We start from the raw sequence: 11,670 nt of genomic DNA on the forward strand, positions 1-11,670 counted from the left end.
TTGAAGGACGCCGATGAAACGCACGACGCTTCTGGCCCTCGGCCTCATGTTGATCGGCGTCTGGTCGCAGGACAGCGCGCGCGGACAGAATTCCTCCACGGCGCCGGTTTCCCTCACCCCGCCCAACGCATCTTCGCAGCACGCGAGTCCCAGGAATTCCAAACCCAAGCGCGAGCCGACAGTGCTCACGAACGCTAGGACCTCACCGGCCAGAGAGCCGTCTCCACCTGTGATCGGCGGTTTTCCGGCAATGCCGAACCCGGCCGCCGATTACGACGGCTTCAACGCCAGTACCGACGACAGCGACGCGCCGAGCCAGGTCACGCCGCCTGCGAGGACGCGCGCGGCATCCGGCTCCGGTCTGGACCCGCAGACGCTGGTCGATCAGGAGGACGAGGCGTTGAAGCGCAAGCTGACGATTTGCCAGAAGTGCAAATAGAGCTGCCGCCAGGTCGCTGCATGGCTGATTGTCATTTGCTCACGCTTTACGCCTCCGGCATTTCCTGATCCTCTCTCCTCCAATGGGCCGGAGCAACCGGCCAGGCCTGAGGAGAGAGACGCCATGAAGCTCGGCACCGCCATTGCGGAAATCATGCGGCGCGAGGGGATCGAGATCCTCTGCGGCTATCCGGTCAATCATCTGATCGAGCACGCGGCCAAGGCCGAGATTCGGCCCGTGATGGTGCGGCAGGAGCGCGTCGGCGTTCACATGGCGGATGCGATCTCGCGGGTGACGTCTGGGCGCACGATCGGGGCGTTCTGCATGCAGCACGGACCCGGCGCCGAGAACGCGATGGGCGGCGTCGCGCAGTGCTTTGGCGAATCCGTGCCCGTGCTGGTGCTGCCGATGGGCTATCAGCGCAGGCTCGCGCATATCGAGCCGAACTTCAATTCGAGCGAGGCGATGAAGCCGTTTGCGAAATCGTCCGAGCCGATCATCCTGGCGGCCGAGGTCGCCAACATCTTTCGACGCGCCTTCACCAAGCTGAAGAACGGCCGCGGCGGGCCTGTGATCGTCGAAATCCCCTCCGACATGTGGAACGAGGAAGTACCGGAACCGCTGAACTACACGCCGGTGCTGCGCACGCGCTACGGCGCCGACCCTGTTCATGTGAAGGAGGCTGCCGCCCTGCTCGTGAATGCAAAACGGCCGGTGCTCTATGCCGGCCAGGGCGTGCACTACGCGCAGGCCTGGCCGCAGTTGAAGCGGTTGGCGGAACGGCTGGCCATCCCCGTCACTACCAGCCTCGGCGGTAAATCATCGTTCCCCGAGACGCATCCGCTCTCGCTCGGCTCGGGCGGCCTTGCCGTGCCGCGCGCGGTGCCGAAGTTCCTGGCCGAGGCCGACGTCATCTTCGGCATCGGCTGCTCCTTCACCGAGACCAGCTTTGGCATCGCCATGCCGAAGGGCAAGACCGTCATCCATTCCACGCTCGATCCCAACCATCTCAACAAGGATGTCGAAGCGAAGGTCGGCCTCGTCGGCGATGCCGGTCTCGTGCTCGATGCGCTGCTGGAGGAGATCGGCAAGACCGTCACGAAGGATCGCGATGCATCGACGGTCGCCGCCGAGATCGCGACCTCGCACAAGGAATGGCTGGCGAAATGGATGCCGAAGCTGACCAGCAATGACGCGCCGCTCAATCCCTATCGCGTGCTGTGGGATCTGCAGCACACCATCGACATCGACAACACCATCATCACCCATGATGCCGGCAGCCCGCGCGACCAGCTATCGCCGTTCTGGAAGGCGGTGACGCCGCTCTCCTATCTCGGCTGGGGCAAGACGACGCAGCTCGGCTACGGCCTTGGCCTGGCGATGGGTGCAAAGCTGGCAAAGCCCGACAAGCTCTGCATCAATGTCTGGGGCGATGCGGCGATCGGCTTCACCGGCATGGATTTCGAGACCGCTGTGCGCGAGCGCATCCCGATCATGTCGATTCTTCTGAACAACTTCTCGATGGCGATCGAGCTGAAGGTGATGCCGATCTCGACCGAGAAATATCGCTCGACCGACATCTCCGGCGACTATGCGGCGATGGCGCGCGCCTTCGGCGGCCATGGCGAGCGAGTGACCAGGCCTGAGGACATCATCCCCGCGATCAAGCGCGGGATCCAGAAGACGAAGGAAGGCGTGCCGGTGCTGCTGGAGTTCATCACAAGCAAGGAAACCGAGGTATCGCGCCCGGGCACGTGAGCGGCGTTAACGGTCGGACGTATTTCTGCAATGATATCGCTGGCGCCCTTGATTTGACGGTGAAATACTGGCGTTCCGGATAGTTTGAGATCTGCACCTGCGGGCGCCTGCCCGATATGGAATTGTCGATGACTGCGCTCGCCCAGGACGCTGATATTGCGCGCCAGACTGCCGAGCTTGAGCAGAGGCTACAATCGAGCGCCGCCGAGACCGAGCGCTTGCGGCATGAGCTCGCCCTGTCGCGCGAACGCCAGACCGCCGGCGCGGACATCCTGGCGACAATTGCCAGCACCTCGGGCGACGCCGATCATGCCTTGCAGCAAATTGCGGAGACCACGGCGCGGCTGTTCGGCGCCTCCAGCGTCTCGATCCAGCTCGCCGAGAACGGCGAATGGGGCAAGGCCTACCGCTACGGCGCAAGCGCGCAGCGCATCCGCGCCGCGGTACCGCTCACCGACATTAAGGTCGGCGGCCGCAACATGCCCGGCGCGGTCGTCGGACGAAACCAGCAGATCCATGCGCCGGACCTCGACAATCTCGAAGGCGATCTGGCCGACTTTCCGGGCTTGCCGCACGCCCGCGCCGCCGGCACGCGAACCATCTGCGGAACGCCCTTGCGCAGCAAAGGCAGGGCGATCGGCTCGTTGATCGTTCACCGGGACCGCCTGGAGCCCTTCTCCGACGAAGAGCTGGCGCTGCAGCAGAGCTTTGCCGACCAGGCGGCGATCGCCATCGAGAACGCGCGGCTGTTCAACGAAACCAGGGAGACGCTGCAGCAGCAAACCGCAACCGCCGACGTCCTCAAGGTCATCAGCCGCTCCGCCTTTGACCTCGAGACCGTGCTCAACACGCTCACGGAATCGGCGGCACGGCTCTGCAATGCAGATATGGCTGCGATCACGCGCCAGCAGGCCGACGGCGGATACGCGCATGCCACGCGTTATAATTTTGCGCCGGAATGGGACCGCGTATCCAGCACCGTAAGGCTTTACCCCGGCCGCGGCAGCCTGGTGGGGCGGGTGCTGCTAGAAGGCAAAGCGGTGCAGATCACCGACGTGCTGATTGACCCCGAATACGCCTTTCCCGAGCAGCAGCGGGCCGGTGGCTATCGCACCCTACTTGGCGTCCCCTTGCTCCGCGAAGGGCAGCCGATCGGCGTTCTCTTCCTCGGACGTGCTACCGTCAACCCGTTCTCCAACCGGCAGATCGAGCTGGTGCAGAGCTTCGCCGACCAGGCCGTGATAGCGATCGAGAACGTCCGCCTGTTCGACGAGGTGCAAGCGCGCACCCGCGAACTTGCCCAATCGCTTGAAGATCTCCGCGCGGCGCAGGACCGGCTGATCCAGACCGAGAAGCTGGCCTCGCTCGGCCAGCTCACAGCGGGCATCGCGCACGAGATCAAGAATCCGCTCAACTTCGTCAACAATTTTGCCGCGCTGTCGGCCGAGCTGACGGACGAGCTGAACGAGGTGCTGGCACCCGTCCCGCTCGGCGACGCTCTCCGCAACGACGTCGACGAGTTGACGGGCATGCTGAAGGACAATCTGCAAAAGGTCGTGCAGCACGGTAAGCGCGCCGATTCCATCGTCAAGAACATGCTGCTGCATTCGCGCGAAGGCGGCGGCGAGCATCGCTTGAGCGACATCAACGCACTGGTCGAGGAGAGCCTCAACCTTTCTTATCACGGCGCGCGCGCCGAGCAGCCGCAGTTCGACGTCACGCTGAAACGCACGTTCGATCCGGCGGCAGGTTCCGCCGAGGTGTTCCCGCAGGAGATCACGCGGGTGCTGCTGAACCTGGTCTCGAACGGGTTCTATGCGGTGGCCAAACGCAAGGCCGAGAGCGGCGCCGGCACGTTCGAGCCTGTCGTGACTGTCACGACCCGCGATCGTGGCGATACCATCGAGATCCGCATCCGCGACAACGGCACCGGCATTCCCGACGACGTGAAGGCGAAGATGTTCAATCCGTTCTTCACCACAAAGCCGGCCGGCGAAGGCACCGGCCTCGGGCTGTCGATGAGCCACGACATCGTGGTGAAGCAGCATGGCGGCACGATCGACGTCGCGACGGAGCCGGGCCAGTTCACGGAGTTCACGATCGTGTTGCCGCGCAAGAGCGGCTTCGTGGGTGGAGGCGGCTAGCGCCGTTACTCCGCCATCTCGACGGCCTGCGTGGTGGTGGGACCGGCCAACGGCCGCTCCTCCATCATGATCAGGCAGAGCGAGGCGGTGGCCATCAGCGCGGTCGCGGCCGCGAAGACATAGCGGAAGGCGTGCCGCATGTCTTCAGTCGGAATCGCCGGGATGCCGCCTGCTACGTGATGCTCGCCGCCCAGCGGAATGTCGGCGCCGAGCGAGATCAGCAGGATCGCGGCGAACGCGGCGACCGTGAACGAGGACATCAGCGAGCGGAAGAAGTTCATCGCACCGGTGATGGTGCCGACCTGCGGGCGGGCCACCGAATTCTGCAGCGAGACCACGCAGACCGGGAAAGTCGTGCCGAGGCCAAGTGCAAAGGCGGCCATCAGCGTCAGAAGCCCCCATAGCGGCAGCGTGGTGACGGTGAGGCCGAGCGCGCAGATCGCGGCCCAGGAGGTGCCGATGATGGCGACGCGCTTGTAATGCTTGGCGCGCGCCATGGTGCGGCCGGCGATCGCAGCACCGCAGGTCGAGACCGCCGCGAGCGGGATCAGCGCAAGGCCCGCCTCGCTGGCGCTGAGGTGATAGACCGACTCGTAATAGAGCGGCAGCTGCACGGTGAGGCCGGTGATGGCGCCGAGGCCGCAGCCGCCGGCGGTCAGCGCGAACGGCGCGACCGATCCCGAGAGCAGCGGCAACGGCAGGAACGGCTCGTCGGCGCGGCGCGCGTGCCAGACGAAGGTGAGCGCGAGCGCGACGGCACCGCCCACCATCGCAAGAATGGTCGGCGACAGCCATGTGTAGCGCGTGCCGCCCCAGGTGAGCACCAGCATGAAGACGACGGCGGAAGCCATCAGCAGGACGCCGCCGAGCCAGTCGACCTTGCGCTTGCGGTGGAACACCGGGATCTTGCTCATCTTCGGCAGCAGCAGCGCGAGTGCTGCCGCCGCGAGCGGCAGATTGATCCAGAAGATCATCGACCAGTGCAGATGCTCCGCAAACACGCCGCCGATGACGGGGCCCAAGATGCCGCCGACCATCCAGACGCTGGAGAAATAGGCTTGGTATTGCCCGCGCTCGCGCGGGCTCACGACGTCGGAGATCACGGTCTGCACGACGGGCATGATGCCGCCGCCGCCGAGCCCCTGGAGGCCGCGGGCCAGGATCAGCATCGACATGCTCGGCGCGATCGCGCACAGGATCGAGCCGGCGATGAAGAGGCTCAGCGAGACGATGATCATCACCTTGCGGCCGTAGATGTCGCTCAGTGTTCCGAACACCGGTGCAACCGCGGTCGAGGCGAGCAGATATGCGGTGATGACCCAGGACAGGTTCGACACATCCTGGAACTGGCGCCCGATGGTCGGCAGCGCCGTGGCAACGATGGTCTGGTCGAGCGCGGCCAGGAACATCGTCAGCATCAGGCTGATGACGATGGTGCGGACCTCGTCCGAGGTCAGCGGTGCCGGCGGCGAGATCGGCGGCGCATCACTCACGCTGATGACCTCGCCTGGAAGGCGGGTCAGTTCCTCGGCAATATCGTCGGGCAAGGTCTGGATATCGGCAGAGCTGCTCTGCCGTGTGAACTGGTTCATCTCGGGCGTGTCAGATCGAGCGTGTTGCGGCGCAAAGCCGCGAAGGATTCGTTCTATGAAGCCAATCTAGACAGCAAAGTTCTTCTCAGGCAGGCACCGCCGCGCATGGGTGCATCCCGCCCCGGGGTCATCCCGATGATGTGATCCGGGATTACCGGCAGATCAGTCCTTGGGACGTCGCTTCAGGCGCGCCCGCTTCGGCAGCTGCCCCGGCCATTGCACCAGATAATGCTCGAGCTCTTCGTCAGGGATCTCCACTTCGGTGCCAGCGACCCGGCCGCGCACGGAGACGCCGGCCTCGTGCACCGTATTGGGATCGCCTGAGACCAGCGGGTGCCACCAATAGAGATCGCGGCCCTCGGCCACGAGCTTGTAGCCGCAGCTCGGCGGCAGCCATTTCAGGTCCCGGACACTCTCGGGGGTCATGACCACGCAATCGGGAACGGAGTCGAAGCGATTCGCGTAGCTCTTGCAGCCGGCCGTGCAGGAATCGAGCAATTTGCAGCTCACGTCGGTGAAATAGATCTCGCCGGTATCCTCATCTTCGAGCTTGTTCAGGCAGCAGCGGCCGCAGCCGTCGCAAAGGCTCTCCCATTCGGCCGGCGACATGTCCTCCATCTTCTTGGTTTTCCAGAAGAATCCATCCTGGTCTGAAGGTCGTTTTGGAGCTGCGGTCATGCGCCTGATACTGATCCAAAGAGCTGCGGCCGGCACCTTCTAGGGCGGGCTGCCCAAAAGCTGCAAGCAAGGCCCGCAAAAGACCCGTAATGAACCGGGGTTCAATTAGGCCTGTTGTTCAAATTGCGAGCGTGACCATTGGTTTATAGGCCCCGCTCGGCTAGAAGAACAGCAAGTCCCCTGAGGTGCGCGACACGGGCGCCTTGGGTTTGCCGCAACAATCCCGCAAGACGTCTCGATGCCGCCCCGGCCGGGTGCTTGAACGCTGTCGAAGCGAGCCTCAAGGGTTCTAGGTGGTCCAGAACACACCATCCAACTGGAAGAGCAGAGTCCGGAACTTCTTCCTGGACCTCGATGCGCGCATCGACTCCTCGCTGTTCTCCTCCGCCAAGGGCATCCGCGAGCTCTACGAGCGCTACTCGACCTTCATGGACCGCTTCTATGTCGGGCGGTGGAAGCGCTGGGTGTTCATCGAGCCGCTGTCGGAGGCCGCAACGATCGGCCTCGGCGGTATGGTGCTGATGCTGATCCTGGCCATCCCCGCCTTCCGCGAGACCGCGGACGAGGACTGGCTGAAGAAGTCCGACCTCGCCGTGACCTTCCTCGACCGTTACGGCAACCCGATCGGCAGCCGCGGCATCAAGCACAACGACTCGATCCCGCTGGAAGACTTTCCGGACGTGCTGATCAAGGCGACGCTCGCCACCGAAGACCGCCGCTTCTACGACCATTTCGGCATCGACATCGCCGGCACCGCGCGCGCGCTCGTCACCAACGCGCAAGCCGGCGGCGTCCGCCAGGGCGGCTCCTCGATCACCCAGCAGCTCGCCAAGAACCTGTTCCTGAGCAACGAGCGCACCATCGAGCGCAAGATCAACGAGGCGTTCCTCGCGGTCTGGCTGGAATGGCGCCTGACCAAGAACGAGATCCTCAAGCTCTACCTGGACCGCGCCTATATGGGCGGCGGCACCTTCGGCGTCGATGGCGCTGCGCATTTCTACTTCAACAAGTCCGCGCGCGACGTGACGCTGGCCGAGGCCGCGATGCTCGCCGGCCTGTTCAAGGCGCCGACCAAATACGCCCCCCACATCAACCTGCCCGCCGCGCGCGCCCGCGCCAACGTCGTGCTCGACAACCTCGTCGATGCCGGCTTCATGACCGAGGGCCAGGTGTTCGGCGCCCGCCGCAATCCGGCCTTCGCGGTCGACCGCCGCGACGAGGCCTCGCCGAACTATTACCTCGACTACGCCTTCGACGAGATGCGCAAGCTCGTCGACACCTTCCCGAAGTCCTACACCGAGCGCGTGTTCGTCGTTCGCCTCGCGATCGACACCAACGTGCAGAAGGCCGCCGAAGACGCGATCGAGAACCAGCTGCGCCAGTTCGGCCGCGACTACCACGCCACGCAAGCCGCGACCGTCGTCGCTGATCTCGACGGCGGCATCCGCGCCATGGTCGGCGGCCGCGATTACGGCGCGAGCCAGTTCAACCGCGCCACCGACGCCTATCGCCAGCCCGGCTCCTCGTTCAAGCCCTACGTCTACACGACCGCTCTCCTCAACGGCTTCACGCCGAACTCGATCGTGGTCGACGGCCCGGTCTGCATCGGCAATTGGTGCCCGCAGAACTATGGCCATTCCTATTCCGGCCCGGTGACGCTGACGCAGGCGATCACGCGCTCGATCAACGTCGTGCCGGTCAAGCTGTCGATCGCGATCGGACAGAAGGAACAGCCGAAGGCGCCGAACCCGGCCAAGATCGGCCGCGCCAAGATCGTCGAGGTCGCGCGCCGCTTCGGCATCAAGGCGCCGCTGCCCGACACGCCGTCGATGCCGATCGGCTCGGACGAAGTCACCGTGCTCGAGCACGCCGTGGCCTACGCGACCTTCCCGAACCGCGGCAAGGCGGTGACGCCGCATGCGATCCTCGAGGTGCGCACCGGCGCCGGCGACCTGGTCTGGCGCTGGGACCGCGACGGTCCGAAGCCGAAGCAGGCGATCCCGCCGAACATCGCCGCCGACATGGCCGGCATGATGAGCCACGTCGTCAGCGAAGGCACCGCGCGCCGCGCCGCACTCGACGGCATTCCGACCGCCGGCAAGACCGGCACGACCAATGCGTATCGCGACGCCTGGTTCGTCGGCTACACCGGCAATTTCACCTGCGCGGTCTGGTACGGCAATGACGACTATTCGCCGACCAACCGCATGACCGGCGGCTCGCTGCCGGCGCAGACCTGGCACGACATCATGGTCGCGGCGCATCAGGGCGTCGAGGTCCGGGAAATTCCCGGCGTCGGCATGGGCCAGAAGCTGCCGCCGCAGCCGAGGGACGCGCAGGCCAACGCGGCGCCGAAGGTGCTTGAGACCAAGCCCGGTCCGCCGCCGGTGCTGACCAAGCGCGGCGCCGACATCCTGGTGCGCGTCGAGAAGATGCTCGACGACGCCGCCAAGACCGCGAACAAATCGGCTGATAACGACAGCCAGCCGGCCAGGCCGGCGTCGTCGACGAGCGCGCTCGCCTTCCCGCAGAATTACGCGGCGGAGGAGAACGCGAACGCATCCACCCCGCGCAAGAACTGATCTGGTCCCGTGCGGCTGATCCTGATCACATTGACGGCCCTTCTGCTCGCGACCGTGGTCGGCGTCGGCGCGACCTGGATGACGACGACCCGCGGCACCGAGATCGGCACACTGACCATCGGCGCCTGGACCGCCCGCCCCCGCACCGGCACCGGCGACGTCGATCCCTATTCGCGCGCCACCATCGTCCGCAACGGCGAACTGCCGATCGGCACCGGCGACGGCGTCGCCTTCACCGCGACCACCGACGACAGGAAGAAGGCGCTCGACGGCCGCTGCGACGTCGTCGTGTCGGGCGTGACGCCGCCGGCGCGGTTCTGGACGCTGACGCTGTACGACCGCAAGGGCCATCTCGTCGCCAACTCGCTTGCCCGCTACGGCTTCACCAGCCAGGAGATCGTGCGCGCCTCGGACGGCTCGTTCGAGATCCACATCGCCGCGCGCTCGCGCGCCGGCAACTGGCTGCCGACCGGCGGCATCGAGCGCTACGCGCTGATGTTCCGCCTCTACGACACTCCGGTCGGGGTGGCGACGCGCACCAAGCGCGACGCGCCGATGCCCAACATCTCGACGGTCGGCTGCTCATGATCCGCCTGGCGTTCACGATTCTTGCCGGTGTGTTGCTGGGCCTCGTGGTCCATCTCGTCAGCGTGCTCGCCCTGCCGCGCATCGCAACGCAGGACGCCTATTCGCGCCTGACGCCGATGACCAAGCTCAACGGCGTGACGCAGCTGCCGCTGGCCGATCCGCAGACGTCACCGATGCCGTTCATGGACCCGGCCTTCGCGCTCGCGATCTGCCGCTATGACCTCGCGGGCGGGCCGATCAAGCTCACCGTGCCGGTGAGCCAGGCCTACACGTCGGTGTCGTTCTACACCCGCAACGAGATCGCCTATTACGCCATCAACGACCGCTCGGCCGGCAAGAAGGTGATCGAGCTCGACCTGATGACGGAAGCGCAGCACAGCGCCCTGCCCGAGGACGAGGAGGTCACCGCGGCCGACCGCCTGATCATCGATTCCCCGACGACGACAGGCCTGATCCTGATGAAGGCGCTGGCCGCCGAGCCCGGCCTGATGCCGCAGGCGCAGGCCACGCTGCAAGCCGCGACCTGCACCCCGCAGACCGAAGCGCCGGCGAAAGCCGAGGCGCCGCGCGGCCGGCGCTGAGGCGCGGGCGTTGCGGCGCCATCGAAGCAAAAGCTGAAAAACAACCCCATGCACAGTAGCGCCGGCGTTGAAGCGATTGGCAATTCTGACGTCGCATCAAGGAAAGCGTTTGTGCGGCCGAGATTCCCCTTGCTCAGTCGCAGTTTTCCACTTTGACACGTCGGGCAAAACACTGGCAGAATGGCATCATCGAAAATTCTCGGAGCCCGCGCGGAGCAATCCGTCGCGGGCGATTTCATTTCGAGCACAGCTTGCCATGATCAGCCGTCGTCAGTTGGGCGGTCCGGCGTGCCCATGGCATCGCCATCTTGTGCACACACCCGAGAGCCGAGCAGACAAGCCGGCCAAGGTCGCTTTTGACCCTGCAGCTGACGTCGGCAGTCCCTGCGGGGGTGCTATAGTTTAAGCCACAACGATGCCGTGAGATCTGCACGCTTTTGGGATAGATCACCATGCGCGATGGACAACCAAGTCAGACGGCTCGGGGAGCGGCGGCTTATCGTGCCATCCACCAAAAACTGGAAGGCGGAGCGATCTTCAAAGACCCCCTTGCGTTGAAAATTTTAGACGAAGAGACCGCCGCTGTCTTGGACGAGATCGCTGCCAATGACTCGCTACGACCGTGGCGTTTGTTCATAGCCGCGCGCAGCCGATTTTCCGAGGACGTATTGTCCGATTGCATCACGAGCGGCGCACGTCAGGTCGTGGTGCTGGGTGCGGGCCTCGATACCTTCTCGCTGCGAAATCCTTACGCTGATCTCGGCGTTCGCACATTCGAGGTCGACTACGCCGGGACACAAACGTGGAAACGTGATCGGATGCGGGCCGCAGGTCTCGCCGAGCCGCCGTCACTCGTTTTCGCCCCGGTAGATTTTGAACGAGAAAGCCTCGCGGAGGGGCTGACAAGAGCGGGGTTCAACCTGGACGAGCCTGCGTTCTTTCAATGGCTTGGCGTCGTGCCTTATCTGACGAAAGATGCAGTCTCTTCCACACTGAAATTCATTTCCAAGGTACCGCAAACCGCGGTCGTTTTTGACTATGCCGAACCATTCCGCAACTATCCTGCCGAGCGACGCGCCGACGTCATGGCAACGGCCGCAAGGGCAGCGGCGCGGGGTGAACCCTGGCTCAGCTTTTTCGATCCCATCGAGTTGCTGCAATTGCTGCAAGGCGAGGGCTTTAGTGTGATAGAAGATCTTGGGCTTCCCGAAATAGCCGAGCGGTTCTACGGCGTCCTGAGGCAAGATATCGTGCTCGGACCCGGTCCGCACATCGTGCGTGCACATCGGTAGTCGATGGCAAATCGGA

General features: G+C 64.7%; 9 protein-coding genes. 7 read left to right on the forward strand and 2 right to left on the reverse strand.

Going from position 1 to position 11,670, the window contains the following annotated elements:
* Positions 1–13: 13 nt before the first annotated feature.
* The 3 genes from QY049_RS08140 (at position 14) to QY049_RS08150 (ending at position 4,341) form a co-directional block, all read left to right on the forward strand.
* The gene (locus tag QY049_RS08140; protein WP_258762398.1) at positions 14–439 is read left to right on the forward strand and encodes a hypothetical protein; all 426 of its coding nucleotides are present in this window, start codon (positions 14–16) and stop codon (positions 437–439) included.
* Between the two features lie 33 nt (positions 440–472).
* Entirely contained in the window at positions 473–2,197 is a 1,725-nt protein-coding gene (locus tag QY049_RS08145; protein WP_258767005.1) for a thiamine pyrophosphate-requiring protein, read from the forward strand.
* Positions 2,198–2,325: 128 nt separating this feature from the next.
* On the forward strand, positions 2,326–4,341 hold the full coding sequence (locus QY049_RS08150; protein WP_258762399.1) for a GAF domain-containing protein: 2,016 nt from the start codon (positions 2,326–2,328) through the stop codon (positions 4,339–4,341).
* Positions 4,342–4,346: 5 nt separating this feature from the next.
* Here QY049_RS08150 and QY049_RS08155 read toward each other — a convergent pair whose 3' ends face one another.
* Together QY049_RS08155 and QY049_RS08160 are read right to left on the reverse strand one after the other, a co-directional pair.
* Positions 4,347–5,933: an MDR family MFS transporter gene (locus QY049_RS08155; RefSeq protein ID WP_258762400.1), complete on the reverse strand. Its 1,587-nt coding sequence runs from the start codon at positions 5,931–5,933 to the stop codon at positions 4,347–4,349.
* A 162-nt stretch (positions 5,934–6,095) separates the two neighbouring features.
* Entirely contained in the window at positions 6,096–6,611 is a 516-nt protein-coding gene (locus QY049_RS08160; protein ID WP_194476774.1) for a YcgN family cysteine cluster protein, read from the reverse strand.
* Positions 6,612–6,904: 293 nt separating this feature from the next.
* Here QY049_RS08160 and QY049_RS08165 point away from each other — a divergent pair, with 293 nt between their 5' ends.
* From QY049_RS08165 to QY049_RS08180, 4 genes are all read left to right on the forward strand, one after another.
* On the forward strand, positions 6,905–9,193 hold the full coding sequence (locus tag QY049_RS08165; protein ID WP_194476775.1) for a transglycosylase domain-containing protein: 2,289 nt from the start codon (positions 6,905–6,907) through the stop codon (positions 9,191–9,193).
* Between the two features lie 9 nt (positions 9,194–9,202).
* The gene (locus tag QY049_RS08170) at positions 9,203–9,781 is read left to right on the forward strand and encodes a DUF1214 domain-containing protein (protein WP_194476776.1); all 579 of its coding nucleotides are present in this window, start codon (positions 9,203–9,205) and stop codon (positions 9,779–9,781) included.
* Positions 9,778–10,362, forward strand: a complete 585-nt coding sequence (locus QY049_RS08175; protein ID WP_194476777.1) for a DUF1254 domain-containing protein — start codon at positions 9,778–9,780, stop codon at positions 10,360–10,362. The genes QY049_RS08170 and QY049_RS08175 overlap by 4 nt, the downstream gene beginning before the upstream one ends.
* A 452-nt stretch (positions 10,363–10,814) precedes the next feature.
* Positions 10,815–11,654 (forward strand): class I SAM-dependent methyltransferase, encoded by an 840-nt coding sequence (locus QY049_RS08180; protein WP_258762401.1) that lies wholly within the window; start codon positions 10,815–10,817, stop codon positions 11,652–11,654.
* Positions 11,655–11,670 lie beyond the last annotated feature (16 nt).

The organism is Bradyrhizobium sp. WYCCWR 13022, assembly GCF_030435535.1.
Lineage (GTDB): Bacteria > Pseudomonadota > Alphaproteobacteria > Rhizobiales > Xanthobacteraceae > Bradyrhizobium.